This is a genomic window from Pseudoxanthomonas sp. CF385, from assembly GCF_900104255.1.
GTDB lineage: Bacteria > Pseudomonadota > Gammaproteobacteria > Xanthomonadales > Xanthomonadaceae > Pseudoxanthomonas_A.
This window is the reverse complement of sequence record NZ_FNKZ01000001.1, coordinates 338,589-355,072: the sequence shown is the minus strand read 5'-3', so window position 1 is coordinate 355,072 and position 16,484 is coordinate 338,589. Positions and strand designations below refer to the sequence as shown.

Here is a 16,484-nt window from a genome sequence, read left to right as displayed (position 1 = left end):
TTTCTTCAGGCGCCCACTTGGATCCAGGAGGGCGCGTGGTCACTCGCCTTCTCTTGCAGCCGAACCCATCGATCCACACCCGCATCTTTCAGCCGCTTGGCGAGCACGGGGTTCAGCAGCAAGTGGTCGATGCGCAAACCTCGGTCGCGCTCGGCGTGTTGGCGGAAATAGTCCCAGAAGGTGAAGACCCCGCTGTTCGACCCGTGAATCGTGAGAAGGCTGTCAGTCCACCCTTGCTCCAGCAGCTTGAAAAACGCTTCTCTGGATTCGGGCTGCAAGAGGGCATCCCGCCGCCACCCTTTGGGATCGTAGATGTCCTCGTCGGTTGGCACGACGTTGAAGTCACCGATGAGGGCGACAGGATGGGGCAGATCCACCAAGGTCTTGGCGTGGTGCTGGAGGCGTGCCATCCATTTGAGCTTGTAGTCGAACTTCAGACCCGGCTGGGGATTGCCGTTGGGCAGGTATAGACAACCCACGACGATGCCGTGGATGGCTGCCTCGATGTAGCGGCTCTGCTCGTCCTTGGGATCCCAGGGCAAGCCCCGCCGGCTTTCCACCGGGTCCTGGCCCTTGGCCAACAACGCGACGCCGTTCCAGGACCTCTGCCCTTGCCAGATCGCGCCATACCCCGCCTCACGGATGGCGTCTTCGGGAAACGCACCGTCCAGCGCCTTGAGCTCCTGCAGCCCCACGATGTCCGGCTGCTCTTTCTTCAACCACCCCAGCAGGTGCGCCAGACGGGTGTTGACCCCATTGACGTTGAAGGTGGCGATCTTGAGCGTCTTCTTGCGTGCCATAGGAGTGTTCGACTAAGTAGGCATCAAGGGAAGAACCTCAGTCCACGCCAACCCTTGTAACTGCCCCGTGAACTCTCATGGGTGGCAACACCACATCGCTTACACGCGACGAGGACTTCAATGGGCCTAACCCCTGAGGAGCACTGACATGAGAGACCGTAAAGACACGCCCGCACCGGGTGAATCAGTGGACTGCGAGGAAAGCAGTGCTAAGCGCCAGGAGCGCAAGCAGCACGAGAGCGAAAACCAGGACCAAGCCTTGGAGGAAACCTTCCCCGCCAGCGATCCAGTGTCTCCCTTCGTGCCCGCCAAGGCCCCGGAGTAACCTAGATCCACCGTCGCTTCCGCCCCAAGAAGACGGAGATACCAGCCAGAATCAGCATCAAGGCGACCGCGACGGAAAAGCCTATGACGCCGGTCTTGAAGAACGGCGCCTCGAAATTCATTCCCAAAACACCACCGATGACGGCCAGCACGCCCACCACCACCGTGACGAATGTCAGCACTTTCATCGTCTCGTTGGCAGCCAATGCGGTTTGGCTGCTGAACAACTCGAAGCTGCCCACTACCAAATCCCGGGCGTTCTCCACCATGTCCATGGCGCGTTCGTAGTGAGTGTCCAGGACTCGAAAGTGGCGGTCGGTCAGCTCATCTTCTTCTGGTCGGAAATCCGGGCGCGACAAAGCGGTGAACACGATCCGATGTGGGGCGAGCATCCGCCTCAGGCGGGAAGCACCCTTACGGAGCAGCCGAAGTTCGGTCAAGCAATCGCGAGGCTCCGTGGAGAGCACCTCGACTTCCAGTCGCTCAACGGCCAATTCAAAGCGTGACACCGCTTCGAAGTAGGTTCCCAGATGCCAGTCCAGCAGGGCGGCCACAAAGCTGCCGGATCCCAACGCTCCCACCCCACCTTTCGACGCCGTCCCTTGGCGGAACGTTTCCAGGAACTCCACCGGGGTGCGATGCAAGGTAGCCACGAAGTTGGAACCGGCGACGATGGTTAGAACGGTTCCCGTGAACTCGTGACCGGATGTGTCGGCCACCGCCACCACGCGAAGCCAGAAGCACTTCCCGCAGTTCTCCAGTGTGGGGTTCGTCTCCGTCCCCAAGTATCCCTCCACCGCCGCAGAGGGTAAGGACAAGCGCACGGCCAGCTCATGGACGTCCTCTTCGCATGGGTCTTCTAGGTCGATCCACACCAGTTGGTCGCTCGACCGCTCCTGCGCCAGCAGGTCATCCGCGCCGATTTCACGGTTTCCTCGTTGGGCGTCAAATAGCATGGCCTGCATTCGAACCTGGCGCTTCTCGGTGACTTCGGTGACGCCGGTCATTCCTTCCTACCTATGTCATCCAGATTGGGGGGTTTCTTCATGTCGCCCGATGCCATCGGTTGGCTAGCGTCTGCCATTTTGCTAGCGACGTTGGTGAAGCAGATTCACAAGCAAGCGACCCAAGACAACGCGGAAGGGGTTTCCCGGTGGCTGTTTCTGGGGCAAATGGTGGCGTCGGTCGGATTCATCGTTTACAGCTGGTTGCTCGACAACTGGGTTTTCATCACTACGAACAGCCTCATTCTCCTGACAGCCGTCATCGGCCAATGGGTCGTGTGGCGGAAGAAACGAATCGCTGGCTGATCAAGCCCTATCGCTCGTCGCTTGTGGCTGTTGGGCGTCCAGCCACCCCCACGAGCGCATGACAATGTCGCGCACCTCGGGCCATAGCTTGGTGGAATTGCCGCCAAGTTCGTCCCACAACACTTCCATCTCGGCGTCGTCTTGGGGAAGCCCATAGGTGCCCACCGAGATCAGGGCGAGTGCGTAGGCCGGGCACACATCCTCCCAGTCACCTTCCACCGACTTGGCATCCCGGCTGGCAAAGTCGTTGAAGCCGGCGGGAATGGGGGTCATGTCGGGATACTGAAGACACTTGCCCACCCCACCCGACCGGTGGAGAAATTCCACCACGCGATGAAAGCGCTCAGAATCAAACCGTCCCATCGTTTCACTCCATCCCGCGCACCAGAGGCCTCCGCGTGGCCCCGCGAGCATGGGCCACGGATCATCACTACCCTCCCACCCGTGAAACCTGCGTCGCCTTCGCCATCCCTCATGCCTACGCAGCCTTTTCATGGCACCGTAGAACTTGGCCATCCACCCTTTTCAGCAGGACGCCATGACGGACCTCGACTGCATCATCATCGGCGGCGGACCTGCGGGGCTGACCGCAGCCACCTACCTCCGCCGCTTGCATCGTCGCGTCGTCGTGTTCGACGACGGTCGGAGCCGGGCTCGCTGGATCCCCGAAAGCCACAACTGTCCGGGTTTTCCTTCGGGCGTGTCGGGCGATCAATTGCTCAGCCGACTAAAGGCCCAAGCGGAAACGTATGGCGCAACGATTCGGTCCCAGCGCGTTGGCTCCTTGCATGCCACAACGGGCGGATGGCGCGTTGACACGCAATCCGGGCATTGGAGCGCTCCCGCGGTGCTGCTGGCCACCGGCGTGGTGGATCGCCTGCCGGAGCTTTCGTCCGGCGACGCAGAAGAAGCATTGCGGAGCGGATTGCTGCGATCGTGTGCGCTCTGCGATGGCTATGAAGCGACGGATCGCCGGATAGCCGTGGTAGGGCCCCTTGCCAAAGCCACGGCCAACGCCCACTACCTCAGCACCTTCTCGGCAGACGTCACCATCGTACCGCTATCGCAAGAGGGAACGCAGCCGTCCGCCACTCCTTCCACGGAAGGAATCGCGACCCTTCCTCCGTTGAAAAGCTTGGCCTGCATCGACGGGGGCTGGAAAGTCATCGATGCAGACGACCACGTCCATTGGTTTGACTTGGTTTACGCAGCCATGGGGGCGCCAGCCCGGGGCGACTTGGCGAAACAGGCGGGTGCGATGGTGGACGCCGACGGCGCGGTGCTGACCAACGAGCACATGGAAACCACCCGTCCGGGACTCTACGCCATAGGCGACGTGGTAACTGATCTCAATCAGATTGCGGTTGCCTACGGTCATGCGGCCGTGGCCGCTAGCGCGATACACCGCGCTCTGCCCGAAGCACGCCGAAATCGATCGAAGCCATAGACCTAACATTCCACTCGAAAAATCTAGGCGTCGCGTCCTATCACTTCTTCTGCTGAGACTTGGTAAAGCTCGGAAGAGCAGGCTTTTGGGGCAGCGATGGCCCAACTTGCGAGCGGTTTTCGCTCGCGGCGCATCCCAGCCTGACGTCCGCTCCGGGTCGTAAGCGGTCAAGCTGGACCGCCTAGCGCCTCTTAACTAAGGCGACACATGGGCAACTAGAGCCTCTCCATCCCATCTCTGGATTGGAGAAAGCTATGAAGCGAAGTTCAGGCCGCTCAACGGCATGTCCTGCCTGGAATCTAGGCAAGCTGGTTGGGCAGAAGGCGCCCCTGAAACTCAAGGAGATATGGTCGATTCGAGTCAGGCTTCAGCTCAAGGGCGATAGCCGGCAGCTGGCGCTCTTTGATCTCGCAATCGACAGCAAGCTGCGCGCATGCGATTTGGTTGGGTTGCGCGTTCGTGACGTTGCACATGGCATGCATATTGGCTCACGTGGATGCGTCATCCAGCGCAAGACAAAGCGTCCTGTCCAGTTCGAAATAACGCCGCAGACTAGAGACGCATTGGTCGCTTGGATCGATAGTCAGAAGCTCAGCCTCGACGATCACCTCTTTCCGGGTAGGATGCGGGGCCCGTCCCACCTTTCTACGCGCCAGTACGCCCGCTTGGTGAAGGCGTGGGTGCTCAGTATCGGTCTGGATCCAGTGAACTACGGGACGCATTCCATGCGTCGCACCAAGGCATCACTGATCTATCAACGCACCAAGAATCTGCGTGCCGTCCAGCTGCTTCTGGGGCACAGCAAGATAGAGAGCACCGTCCGCTACCTGGGGGTTGAGGTGGATGATGCCCTCTCGCTAGCAGAGCAGACCGAGGCGTAGTCTGCCTTCCGAAAGCGGCCACGAACGGCCGCTTTCGACCCAAAGCGGACATCTACAGTTGAAAGCTTGGCGGCGCTCTGCATGAGGGTTTCAGTCAGGCGGAGGCGCTAACTCACCCAAAGTGAGTAGTGCGGGCGCCTTGTCGTCAAGCCTAGCGTCCAACACTGCCAAACCCTCACGAATAATGAGCTCCATCTCTCCAGGCACGTCACACAGCAGCTGGATTCTCAGCTTCTGCAGGAATTCGCCAGGATTCCCGACCTGGCCATCTCGTAGCCGAGCCGAGCTTTCCTGCAACAGAGAGCGAATCTCCGATGGCGTTCTCATATCCAGCTCACTCTAGGTTCGGCCGGCACGCATTTGACGCATCCTTGCGTACTTCCCCATCCTTGGGGAGCGGCTATGGTTACCCGACTTCATGAAGTTGGCGGGCGTATCTAAGGACCGTGTTCTCGTCCTGAGTGGCTTGCTTGGTAGATTCGAGCCAGCGCACCGCCGCCCCATGATTCTCTATCAGCTTCCCGAGCTCGCTCGTCAAGCAGTAGGCGCAAGGCTGTCCGCCCGGGCTCGGCTTGGAACAGCGGGAGCAAAGCGACATAGTGGTGCTGGCTGAAGGCCTCAGTTGGTAGCAGATCTTCTTCATGAGCGCACCAGCCGCGCTCGTATGGTCTACGGTCATGAGTGCGGCTCGACGAATGCTGAATCCGGCGCTGGACGTTTACAAAAACGACGGCCAGCGCCAAAGCGATGTCGAATCGCTTTCCCGCTCAGGATCGCTTGCTGGGATTGCGCTGCTCGCCCTTCCCTGGCGAGTTCGCGGGCTTCATGTCTTTACCCGTTGCGGCCTTTTCTGGTCGTTCGCCGGCGACTGCCGCGGGCGTCTTTCGCTGTGGTTGGTCCGGCCTGTTCTTGGTGCTGCTCATGATGAATCTCCACCGACAAGGTTGTCGGTAACTCACCATGCGCCGACGAACATGACGACCGTGTGCAGCCTTAGGGCTAGACGGCTTTCAATAGTCCGTTCGCCGGACCGACGGACGGTAGTCTTTCGGCAGCTGTTGCCCCAACTTGTTGTTTGTCCCTCAGCGGGAAATGTTGTCGGTCGTCAATGCGGCATCCTCACGGTAGCGCAACGACAACGGCGTAGTGTGGTTTGTCCCATCGTGGACATCCTGCACATGCCTAGCACCCGTGAGCTCTCGCTGGAGTATGAATGGCGGCAGGAGGGAGACCAGCACATCCTGCATCTTGGCGAACACGCTCTCATACAGATTGATCCTGATCGCGACGTTTGGGTGCTCCGATCATTGCTCAAAGCCCCTGGTATTACGCCGCTGCGGTTCGCTGTGCGAACCGTCGAGATTGGAAAATCGAAGGCGGAGAGCTGGACGATGGAGCGGCAGCACATCATCGCCCATGCGTGCGGGCGAGACGATCTTGTGGCGCTCCTGCCATACCCAACCCCACATTTGTCCTATGCCTGGGAGCTCGCCAACTGGATGCCACGCAGATGATGGCCCCTCTATGCCCAGCGCTGACTGACTCAGCTTGGCTCAGCCGGCTATTGGACAGAGCCGTCTAAGTAGCGCACCTTCCTCGTAGCCCAAGGGGAAGAGCATGCATAGCGAGGCAGCGGTTGAGGGGTCTGTCACGACTTCGTCTACGGGAAGTCGCGACATCCTGGAGCTTGTTGCAGTCATTACCGGGATGCGGTGCGCGGTTGCCGCTCGCGTCACACGCGAAAGCTGGATCGCGCTCGACGCTATTGATAAAGCTGGTTACGGCATCCGGAAGGGCTCCCGACTCGATGCCGAACTTACTTTATGCAAGAAGGTAAAAGATACACGCATACCCATCTGCATTTCCGACGCGGAGAAAGGCCCAAGCCTGGACCATGACTACATTCCCGCGACTATGGGCTTTCGGAGCTATGTGGCCGTGCCTTTGGTCACTCGCGATGGCACGCTATTTGGAACGCTATGCGCCTTCGATCCGGATCCTCGCCCCATCTCTTTGAAAGAGGTGGAATCCATGCAGAGGCTTGCCAACCTGTACGGTTTGCATGTCGACAGTGCGGATGACAGGACACGCGCGAGTTCGGAGGCAACGTCACGCGAGATGTCGCTCGCGCAGTCAAGACTCGATCTCGACGAGTCGGAAAACAGCCTATTGCTTGCCAACGGCGTAGCAAAACTACGCGAAGAGTTCATTGCTGTCCTGGCTCATGATCTCCGCAACCCTTTGCAGTCAATAACCATGGCAGCCGAGATCATCGGGACGAGCAAGCTGGACAAGAAGCAACTCAAGCTTGTTAGTCATGTCAAGCAAAGTGCGGCACGAATACACGAGCTCATTGAAGTCACCATGGACTTCGCGCGCGGCCGTCTAGGCGGGGGAATGCTCGTGCGCAAGGAGGTGAACGAAGATCTCGCACGTACCCTGGATGCGGTAATCGACGAAATCAGGCAGGCACATTCTGAGCGCACATTCACCTCATCGACTGACATTACGGAGAGGGTCTTGTGCGATCAGTATCGAATTTCCCAGCTGTTGAGCAACTTGCTTATCAACGCCGTGGTCCATGGGAGCCCGGAGTCAGTCATACAAGTCATCAGTAGCACGGAGGACGGCGTGTTCCGTCTCAGTGTCGCCAATCGCGGGGCGATTCCACCAACCAAGATCGGACGCATATTCGAGCCATTCGATCGCCAGGGAGCCGCTCGGCCTGAAGAGGGGTTGGGTCTCGGCTTGTACATCGCATCCCAGATCGCCATCGCGCACGAGGGCACCTTACACGTCATGTCCGCTGAAGACAGCGGCACGATCTTCGAATTTCAGATGCCTCTCGAGCCTCTGATTCAGAGATAGATCATCGCTGAATGAATGAATGTATTAGGCGCCAGGCGGCATGTCCGCTTCTGGCCGGAAGCTGTCATGTCCAATTGACGAAGCACATCATTGACCTACCTGCATGCACTCGATCACCGGGGCGTGTAGACGCTAGGCATAGAAAGGGAAATGACCGGGCCCTCATTCACCTCCTATCAGTATACGCACGTTCTGCGCGCACCATCAGCCTGACCTCAGTACCGCCTGAAGCCTGGACTTCGATAGTTAAAGCACCATCTATTATGCGAGCGCGTTCGCGCATGCCGCTAATACCCCAATGTCTGTCCGCCTTCAGGCGATCTGCTGATATCCCAACGCCATTGTCCTTTACGACAAGTAGCAATTCCGTCTTTCCATACTCAATCAGCACATCCAACTGACGCGCCTGCGCATGGACGCATGCGTTAGCAATGGCTTCTCGCGCGATCTGCCTCACTTCCTCATAGACAATGGGGTCAAGCGGACGTATGGCGTAAGAAACGACGAAATTGCAAATCAAACCGTGTTCGGTCGCGCAATCTTCCGCGTGGCACTTCACGCATTCCGCAAGATCAGTGGTACTCGCCTCAGGTGCACGCAATAGGTGAATTCGGTCACGGCCTTCGCTAATAACATCCTCTGTCCGATCAAGAACGGCCTCCATGCGCGTCCTGAACGAATCTCCGGAAGGGAGCTTAGACGCCAGCGCCTGAAGGCTCAAAAGCATCCCTTGTGCCCCCTGCAGAATTGTGTCGTGGAGGTCACGGGCAATTCTTTCACGCTCGCGGATCCTGGCAATCATCTGGATATGCATTCGATTTCGGATCGTTCGCATCCGGAGCACATATACGGCCGCGATCACACCAATGACGATGGTCGCTACTAGCAAGTAGAACCACGTCGTCTGGTAGAACATCGGTCTAATGGCTAGCGAATAATTCGATACCTGCCCGCGCCATGCACCATCTTCGTCAGAGGCTTGGGTTTGAATCTGGTAGCTACCTGCGTCTATAAGATCAAGCGAAAGCACTCGCTCCTCTCCCAACAGCCTCCACTGCTCCTCTGCTCCGTCCTTTATGGTTCGATAGCGAAGGCGAATCTTTTCTGGACGATTTCCCCCTGCCGCTAACAGCTCCATCTTCAGCCTATGGGAGCCAGATTCGAGCATCGTAGGGATCTTTGCATCGATGGGCTTCTCATCGATCTCTAAGCTCGCAATGATCACTTGTGGCATCGATGTCTTCCGCACGATGGCACCGGGCAGCAGTCTCATTAATCCGCCTGCGCGAGAGAACCACAATGTTCCATCCGGGCTTCTGGCGATCGAGGGCCCAGGGGCATGCATTGGTGGCCAACGGACTCCATCCCACCGATCAAAACGAACAAAAGGTACCGCCGGTAGAGTTCCTGCAAGGACTCGCTTCCAGTCCTCCGCAGCTATGCGAGTTACTCCGTCGGCACCATTTACATACAGATCACCGTTCAGATCATGGAATATGTCCGTCGCGCCCTCGATGCGATCGCCGTCGAGCCCGGTGAGGGCAACGAACCGATCCGCAACTAGCGCAGCTATGCCTCGGGTTCCGAGCGCCCACGTGCTGCCGCCCGACTGGACAATTCGACGCGGCAGCCCAATGGATAGCCCCTCCCGCACGCCATACCTTAGTGGCTCCTTTTCGCCTATAGCTAACGCATCGTTTTCGTCTGCGAGCCAGAAGCGACCATCGGCTCCAAGCCCTAGCCCGACCAGGCCGGGGCGCGAAATACTCTTGTATCCCCCGTAGGGAATCCACTTCCCGCTTTCAAGGGCGTAGGCCACAACTTGCCCGCGATCAAGTGTGACCCAGACTCGCCCAGACGCATCTGTTTGCACGCGCCGGATATTCGCTCCCCGCTCCAACTCAGGTAAAGCGATCTCTTCAGACGCAGAGGGCGACCAGCGAACCAAAGTGGGAGGCGTTAGCCTAGCAATATAAATACTCCCATCCTCCGCCCTTTCCACCCTGATCGCCCCATATAGGTCGCGCTTGTGCTGTTCAAGCACCGCGATTGGAACGTCTAGCTGAGTAACGGCTTCGTAGTCAGTCAACTCAGATGGAGGAACTACGGATCGCAAGAACTGGCTGCCATCTGCAGCCGCTAGTAGTTGGCCTGGCGATGCGGACGTGGCGCCCGTCCGCATCATTCCTCGCACAAAGCTTAGAACCCAAACATCATCGCCCTCCGCCAGAAGTCCCCCGTATGGCAATGGCATCCGCTCAATGACCGGACGCCTCAGCCGAATCAGCGTGTCGTCATTTCCCAGCCAGACGCTGCCATCCGGGCTATGAACAATTTCTTCTGCAGACACAGCGCGCTTCTCATGTCTCTTTGCCAAAGCTTGCGAGTCAGAAGGATCGAGGGAGTCGGCATTTGCGACGCGATGCACGAGAGTATTGTCCGCCCACCAAAGATTTCCGTCGCCATCAAACTTCGGGTCGGCGACGCCCGGCGCCTGCCAGCATGCAAATGGCTTGATGGAATCGAGTCGGCACATAGTTTGACCCGACATGTTCCATAGCCACGGTTGTCCCGCGGGGCTGACAACTAAGCCGCCAAGGACGCTATCGCCGGGCGGAAGCGGCTGCGACGAGAAGGCTGACGCACCTTTGGCTTGGTGGAACACACCTTCAGAGGTCTTTGCCCAAAGTCCCCCTAGGCGATCAAACTCGACATCGTCAATGAACTTGCCTTCCAGCAAGTCATGACCGGCCAGCATCGACCACCCTCCGCCGGCGAGCTCAAAGATGCCTTTGGCTGTAGCCGCAACCACGCGGCCTTCACTAAAGGCAAAGCCCGTTACTGCCGCGCCTGGTGGAAGACCTGACGATTCATCGAATCGCGTGTACCGGTCATGTTCCACATGAACGGCGCCACCTGTCAGATATCCAAGCCATATACCGCTTCGTGGGTCGGGAATAAACGACCTTGGCCGCATAGCCAGGTCTTCAGCCTCAGTGTTGGCACCGTAACGGTTGTGTCTAGTGCCGTCGAACCGATAGAGGCGGCTGCCGGACATGATCCATAGGAGGCCATTGGCGTCTGCGAGCACCCAGTCGAACGTGAGTGGGCGATTAGGCCGATCGGTGAAATCCACTGCGACGTACTGGTTGAGAGGCGTCGGCCTTCCTCCGCAATGGGCCGGAGGTGACAAGAAGAGCACGCATAGTGCTAGCAATGCCATCACGACCCGCATAGCCAATCCCCCAGAGAGCGGCGGTCAGCGCCTGTTATGCCCCCCGGCTATGGCGCACTTATTCCAAACTGTGACACGGGTTCCGTGGAGCTGTACAGGGCCGCGCCGCAGCCCTGAGTTGGGACCTCACCTATTTGGGGGGCAGAAGAGGCACCCCCCGGGGGCTTTAGGCCACCAATCTCCAGAAGGAAACTTCATATATTCCCCCTGGCCGGAGCCCGTCATGCGCAACCGCTTTTCCATACTCCTAGTTGCGATCATGGCAATTGCGGCGCCGGCAAAGGCTTACAGCGCAGTCGAGGCTGCGACGCATACGATCAATGTTGGCCAAGACAAGGTGGCTTATAGAAAGCTTGGCACGGGACGACCGCTACTGATGGTCAATCGTTTCCGGGGCACCATAGACACCTGGGATCCCGCATTCCTAGACGAGCTTGCAACCTACCACACCTTGTACATTTTTGATCTTCCAGGCGTTGGGTATTCTCAAGGCACGCAGCCCGACTCAATGAGTAGTGGTGTTGAGGTACTTGACGGCCTTGCTCGGGCGCTCAATCTGCGGGACTTCGACCTTCTAGGGTGGTCGTGGGGTGGACTTCTCGCACAAGCGTATGTCATCGATAGGCCTGGGCGAGTTCGACGACTGGTGCTTCTTGCGACGAATCCTCCGGGCAAGAATGAAATCCCTCTGCAGCCCGAATTTCTAGAGAGAGCCCTCAAGCCGATCAACGATCTTGAGGATGAGGAGGTGCTCTTTTTTGAGCCTGCATCCAGTTTTAGTCGAGAGAGCGCCGCAGCCTCCCGAGCAAGGATTCGTCAACGTTCGGGAGTAGACGAGCGTATACCATCAAACCAAGCCCAGTTTGATAAATACTTCAAGGCCGCCGGTGAGTTTCATGCTGATGTAGACGGCCGCCGAGGCGAGCTGGCCGAGACGAGCTTACCTATTCTTGTGATCGCCGGCGATCACGATACGAGTACGGCGGGCCAAAACTGGTTCCCTATGATAGGAAAGATGCAGAACGCGAGATTTGTTTTTTACTCAAAGACGGGCCATGCACCTCATCATCAATATCCTGGCGAGGTGGGAAAAATTATCACAGAGTTCTTGGCTCGCTAAGCGAGATTCCCTGCCAAACACAGATGTCGCTGCTGACTACGCCCATGCCGAGCGTACGCCGGCCATCAGAAGGCCAGAAGAGGCATTAGTAGGCGCACTTTTCGACCTTGGTTTGATCCCTGGCAGGCCACTGGACCGGCGTCATCCCAGAACTACTAGCAACTGGCCGGTTTGCGTTATTGGGCGAGTCGATGGAGTGAGCGCCTGTCCTTCGCTTAGTTCTCGATCCATGTCTGCTTCCGGCCAAAAGCGGCCGTTTGAAGGCCGCTTCTGGGGACGAGCTACGCCTCGGTCTGCTCTGCTAGCGACAATGCATCATCCACTTCCACTCCCAGGTAGCGCACGGTACTCTCAATCTTGCTGTGCCCCAGCAGCAGTTGGACGGCACGCAGATTCTTGGTCCGTTGATAGATGAGTGATGCCTTGGTGCGACGCATGGAATGCGTCCCGTAGTTCACTGGATCCAGATCGATGCTCAGCACCCAGGCCTTCACAAAGCGGGCGTACTGGCGTGTAGAAAAGTGGGACGAGCCTCGCTGCCTGCCAGGAAAGAGGTAATCGTCGAGGCCGAGCTTCTGACTATCGATCCAAGCGACCAATGCATCTCTAGTCTGCGGCGTGATCTCGAACTGGACAGGACGCTTTGTCTTCCGCTGGATGACGCATCCTCTCGATCCAATGTGCATGCCGTGTGCAACGTCACGGACCCTCAGCCCAACCAGATCGCATGCACGCAGCTTGCTGTCGATTGCAAGATCAAAGAGCGCCAGTTGCCGGCTATCGCCCCTAAGCTGAAGTCTGACTCGAATCGACCAGATCTCCCTGAGCTTTAGAGGTGCCTTCTGTCCGACCAGCTTGCCTAGATTCCAGGCAGGACGTGCCGATGAGTGGCCTGAACTTCGCTTCATAGCTTCCTCCAATCTCGGGATGGGAAGCAGAGGCTGCAGGTGCTTACGTGTCCCCTCTGTCAAGAGGTGCTAGACAGCGCAGCTAGGCCACTTCTGACCCGAAGCGGACATTTTCTGCCTACCTTGCCCGGATCGCGATCAAGATGTGAGAAACCTGGATGCCGGTACTGACCTAGACTCGCCTGTCGCACGCTTCCTTGAAGCGTCACGCAGGATGTTTTTGACATGTGCGAGGATACTTTCTGCATCGTGGCTATGCCTTGAGCTGAATGCTCTCGCGGAACACTCCCACCTTCCATCGGACCGAAGATGCGCCTGCTAGCCGGATGCGAACTGATAGTCGAGTCCAACGAGAACTGCGCGGTGGTTGCCATGTTGCGACCGCGCAGTGGCGAAGCCCAATGGCTGATCAGCGAAACGTATGCATTCGATCCTCACGTGCGGCCGACGGAGTTCGTCGATGTGTTCGGCAACTTGTGCCAGCGTTTCGTGGTGCCGAACGGGCGCATGCGAATCCGCGCCGAACTTGAGGTCGAGACCGAGCGCGACATTGCCATCGCTCCTTGGGCCGCGCCAGCGCCGGCCATTCTCCTGCCCGATCACACACTCCAGTACCTGCTGCCCAGTCGCTATTGTCCAAGTGATCGCGCTTTCGATAAGGCCCAGGCTATCGTGGATGCTGCCACCCCACGCAGTGGTCAGGTCGGCGCGATCGTGGAATGGATCCGCGCGCAGATCGCCTACCGGTATGGCGTGAGCGACGCCAGCACGGATGCACTAGAAACCATGGACGCCGGTGCCGGTGTCTGCCGCGATTGCGCCCATGTGGGCATCACGCTATGCAGGAGCCTGCGTATTCCTGCCCGCATGGTGGTCGGGTATCTCTACGGACTGGAACCCATGGATCTGCATGCCTGGTTTGAGGCATACCTGGATGGTCGCTGGTACACCTTCGACCCTACGCAGTCCGCGCCTCGTGGCGGTCGGATCGTCGTCGCCTACGGTCGCGACGCTGCCGATGTCGCGTTCCTGACCAACTACGGGTGGCTGACGACGTTGGAAATGCAGGTATGGGTGGGCGAGCGGCCCGTTGGATCGCCTTCTTCATTCCCGGTCGACGGCAACTAGTGCTCGAGCGGTATGCCAGCCATGGCCTTGCACCACCTAACCCCTCGAAACACTTGGGGTGCCCTGAAATCACTGTCCTACTGCTGGCCCGAGGGACCGATTTTGGTTTCAGGTGACCAGTTCGGGCTAAGAATCCTTGAGCCGGTGTTACTGTCTATGGATGCTTCGCCTCCAGCACCTTTGCCTCTTCAAGATTTCGTGCAACACGTTTACGCGTGGCTGTCAGATGTTCCTTTACCTCGGCACGCGTCGCACTAGGAATCAAGGTGGCATCGAGTGCTGCCAGCGCGTCGGCGTGACCCTTGACCATAGCGGAGATGTACGTCCTCGCGTAGTCATCCTCGGCCGTAGAATCCAAGGCGTCCAGTTCCCGCTTCAATGCTTCGCGCTTAGCGTCGGCCTCTGCCGTGTAGCCATCGGGATCCAGCGCGTTAGTCATGGTTCGGCTTCGTGTGTGCTGATCGATCATCATTTGGGCGTACTCGGCCACATCGCCGCCCACATACTTGGCCAGGGCCTGCTGGCCTGCCGCGATCTCAAAGTCATTGATAACGTTGAGAATACCCAGCGCCGCACGTTCATCGAGTATGGGCCGTACGGCGGCGGGCGCCATTTCCGGACCGGCTGATGCGGTGGCGAACGCGTGATCTGTGGAGCTCGAGTTCACGCGTGCGGACTTTCTCGCAATCACATCAGGTGAATCTGATTGGATGCGGCAGGCCGACAGCATGAAGGTGCTTGTGCACGCGACGATGAGTACGGACAGATGCAGGGTTCTCATGAAGGTGCTCTTGGAGAATAGGTAAGTGGCGCGGTCGCCACCCTACGAGGACTACATGATTGAGGAGCACTCCTAGAAGCACCAGGACAGTGAGGGCGCATTGGATGCATTTGGAACGTCGGGTCACCGTTTTGGCCAGGATCCAGCTAGCACCTCCGCGTCGAGCGCTATTCCGCTAAGGCATCTATTGATCTCGCGGTCTCAAAACTGTACTGGCACACAACTCTCAGCAACTCCCCGAAAGTGGCGATGAAATCAACTTCGCGTCGAACCAGCCCGTCGCGGTTCGAGTCGTTAAGTACGCCGACGATCTCCACAACTGCGTGCTGCTGCCCTGAGCTCAAACCGGCGCGAATCCGCGCGTGGCCTTCTTTTCGTTCTTCTCAGACCGCCTTTCTTTCAAGGTCTTTGCCGGCTTCTTCTTCTGCTCCTTCTTCTTGTCCAGTCCCTTTGCCATTCTGTGCACTCCCTAAGCCATCGTTGTCGCACAAATCACTAGACATCCACAGCATGGAGCAGAGGATGGGAACCTATGAAGACATACCAATCGTGCGTAAATGGTGATGTCATGTGCGAGAAATGAACGCACGGGCCTCTTCATTCTGTGCGCATTCCTTTGCCTTAGCGAGTCTCGGTTTCCGGAATATTGACCCTGTCGATCCCATGTATGACGCCATTTCCGGCCATGATATCGGGGCGTGTTATCTGTGCACCGCTAATATGCAGCTGCCCGCTAGATATCGTGATCGACGCGGCCTGGCCATGAAGGGTTGGCGCGGAGTCCCACTTGCGGATATCCGCCGTTGTCCTAGAACCGATGACCATGTGGTAAGTCAGGATTGCGGCTAGCTCGTCTCTATTCTCGGGCCTGAGCAACCTGTCCAGCATGCCGTGCGGCAGCTGGCGGAATGCCTCATCGGTCGGCGCGAACAGCGTGTACTGTTCAGAGCCAATGAGTGAAGCCGTAAGCATGGCTTTCTCGATCGCGTATGTGAAAGTGCGGTACGCGTTCTTGCTCCTCATCGTGCCCAGAAGGTTTTCTTGAGAAAGACCCCTCTTCTGTAACATTTCCATGGAGAGGCTCCTGTGAGATGGACCCAGCTTAGGTGGCATATGGACGGCCGCTGTCACGGCCTAGACCTGGCGGGGCGCCCGGTAGGAGCTCAATGCGGAGAATGATGGCCAGGAAGATGCGCGGCTGAGCGGCCGATACGGTCTTGCACCGTAGCTTGGAGATCATGCACCTGCCGCCGTTACTGCGGCGTGACGCTCCGCGCGCAGAAATGCATGTGGCTTACCGTGGCAGCGTGCTAGGGTGGTGTTACGCGGGATTCCGAGGCTGGCTAACTTCCGCACCCGCAGTGTGCCGGCTCGCACAATATTGAGAGCCGCTATGAACACTAAGCGACATCGGGTCGTGCTAGGCCTGCAGGCATTCCAGCGCATGGCCTATCTCGTGAGTACTCGCGCCGTGGAATGCGCAGAGAATGAAGGTTGGCCAATCCCCGCAGAAGCTTGCGATCCGCCGCGGGCGATCTCACGCGCGGGCGCTCTGCAACATGCGGCAGTTCTTCTCCGGCAGCACCTCAGGGCGGAATGGCACTTCTGGTCCGGAAAGAAAGACTTGAAGCGTCGCATCAAGGTCCACCCCGCCGTTGCAAAGGTGGCCTCAGGAGCAACGC

Annotated in this window: 16 protein-coding genes; 8 read left to right on the top strand and 8 right to left on the bottom strand. The window is 58.3% G+C overall.

Translation table 11 applies throughout. The annotated features are described in order from the left end of the window. Positions 1–5: 5 nt before the first annotated feature. The gene (xth, locus tag BLT45_RS01545; RefSeq protein WP_093294264.1) at positions 6–800 is read right to left on the bottom strand and encodes an exodeoxyribonuclease III; all 795 of its coding nucleotides are present in this window, start codon (positions 798–800) and stop codon (positions 6–8) included. A gap of 148 nt (positions 801–948) precedes the next feature. Between xth and BLT45_RS18260 the strand changes: the two genes are divergently transcribed. After that, entirely contained in the window at positions 949–1,125 is a 177-nt protein-coding gene (locus tag BLT45_RS18260; RefSeq protein ID WP_165688562.1) for a hypothetical protein, read from the top strand. 1 nt (position 1,126) lies between these two features. On the opposite strand, the gene BLT45_RS01540 is transcribed toward BLT45_RS18260, so the two are convergent. After that, the gene (locus BLT45_RS01540; protein WP_093294261.1) at positions 1,127–2,131 is read right to left on the bottom strand and encodes a magnesium transporter CorA family protein; all 1,005 of its coding nucleotides are present in this window, start codon (positions 2,129–2,131) and stop codon (positions 1,127–1,129) included. Positions 2,132–2,170: 39 nt separating this feature from the next. On the opposite strand from BLT45_RS01540, the gene BLT45_RS01535 reads away from it, so the two are divergent. Continuing rightward, positions 2,171–2,434 (top strand): hypothetical protein, encoded by a 264-nt coding sequence (locus tag BLT45_RS01535; RefSeq protein ID WP_093298358.1) that lies wholly within the window; start codon positions 2,171–2,173, stop codon positions 2,432–2,434. Here the strand turns inward: BLT45_RS01535 and BLT45_RS01530 are convergent, their stop codons facing one another. Beyond that, positions 2,435–2,797 (bottom strand): hypothetical protein, encoded by a 363-nt coding sequence (locus BLT45_RS01530; RefSeq protein WP_139187864.1) that lies wholly within the window; start codon positions 2,795–2,797, stop codon positions 2,435–2,437. It lies immediately after the preceding gene. A gap of 175 nt (positions 2,798–2,972) precedes the next feature. Between BLT45_RS01530 and BLT45_RS01525 the strand changes: the two genes are divergently transcribed. Then, positions 2,973–3,881 carry an NAD(P)/FAD-dependent oxidoreductase gene (locus tag BLT45_RS01525; protein ID WP_093298355.1) on the top strand — a complete coding sequence of 303 codons (909 nt, stop codon included), beginning with the start codon at positions 2,973–2,975 and terminating at the stop codon, positions 3,879–3,881. A 254-nt stretch (positions 3,882–4,135) separates the two neighbouring features. Next, entirely contained in the window at positions 4,136–4,762 is a 627-nt protein-coding gene (locus BLT45_RS01520) for a tyrosine-type recombinase/integrase (RefSeq protein WP_093294255.1), read from the top strand. Positions 4,763–5,529: 767 nt separating this feature from the next. Here the strand turns inward: BLT45_RS01520 and BLT45_RS18255 are convergent. Beyond that, the gene (locus tag BLT45_RS18255) at positions 5,530–5,685 is read right to left on the bottom strand and encodes a hypothetical protein (protein ID WP_175455687.1); all 156 of its coding nucleotides are present in this window, start codon (positions 5,683–5,685) and stop codon (positions 5,530–5,532) included. Between the two features lie 240 nt (positions 5,686–5,925). Between BLT45_RS18255 and BLT45_RS01510 the strand changes: the two genes are divergently transcribed. After that, entirely contained in the window at positions 5,926–6,276 is a 351-nt protein-coding gene (locus BLT45_RS01510; RefSeq protein WP_139187862.1) for a hypothetical protein, read from the top strand. A gap of 103 nt (positions 6,277–6,379) precedes the next feature. Continuing rightward, positions 6,380–7,630, top strand: a complete 1,251-nt coding sequence (locus tag BLT45_RS01505; protein ID WP_093294246.1) for a GAF domain-containing sensor histidine kinase — start codon at positions 6,380–6,382, stop codon at positions 7,628–7,630. 166 nt (positions 7,631–7,796) lie between these two features. On the opposite strand, the gene BLT45_RS01500 is transcribed toward BLT45_RS01505, so the two are convergent. Beyond that, entirely contained in the window at positions 7,797–10,388 is a 2,592-nt protein-coding gene (locus BLT45_RS01500; RefSeq protein ID WP_175455686.1) for a histidine kinase, read from the bottom strand. A 700-nt stretch (positions 10,389–11,088) separates the two neighbouring features. On the opposite strand from BLT45_RS01500, the gene BLT45_RS01495 reads away from it, so the two are divergent. Then, positions 11,089–11,985: an alpha/beta fold hydrolase gene (locus tag BLT45_RS01495; protein WP_175455685.1), complete on the top strand. Its 897-nt coding sequence runs from the start codon at positions 11,089–11,091 to the stop codon at positions 11,983–11,985. A 281-nt stretch (positions 11,986–12,266) separates the two neighbouring features. Here the strand turns inward: BLT45_RS01495 and BLT45_RS01490 are convergent, their stop codons facing one another. Further along, positions 12,267–12,893 (bottom strand): tyrosine-type recombinase/integrase, encoded by a 627-nt coding sequence (locus tag BLT45_RS01490; protein ID WP_093294238.1) that lies wholly within the window; start codon positions 12,891–12,893, stop codon positions 12,267–12,269. A 309-nt stretch (positions 12,894–13,202) separates the two neighbouring features. On the opposite strand from BLT45_RS01490, the gene BLT45_RS01485 reads away from it, so the two are divergent. After that, on the top strand, positions 13,203–14,021 hold the full coding sequence (locus BLT45_RS01485) for a transglutaminase family protein (protein WP_093294235.1): 819 nt from the start codon (positions 13,203–13,205) through the stop codon (positions 14,019–14,021). 154 nt (positions 14,022–14,175) lie between these two features. Here the strand turns inward: BLT45_RS01485 and BLT45_RS01480 are convergent, their stop codons facing one another. After that, positions 14,176–14,802: a DUF4142 domain-containing protein gene (locus BLT45_RS01480; protein ID WP_093294232.1), complete on the bottom strand. Its 627-nt coding sequence runs from the start codon at positions 14,800–14,802 to the stop codon at positions 14,176–14,178. A 621-nt stretch (positions 14,803–15,423) separates the two neighbouring features. Beyond that, positions 15,424–15,876, bottom strand: coding sequence for a fasciclin domain-containing protein (locus BLT45_RS01475; RefSeq protein ID WP_175455684.1), 453 nt, complete (start codon positions 15,874–15,876; stop codon positions 15,424–15,426). Positions 15,877–16,484: the final 608 nt, after the last annotated feature.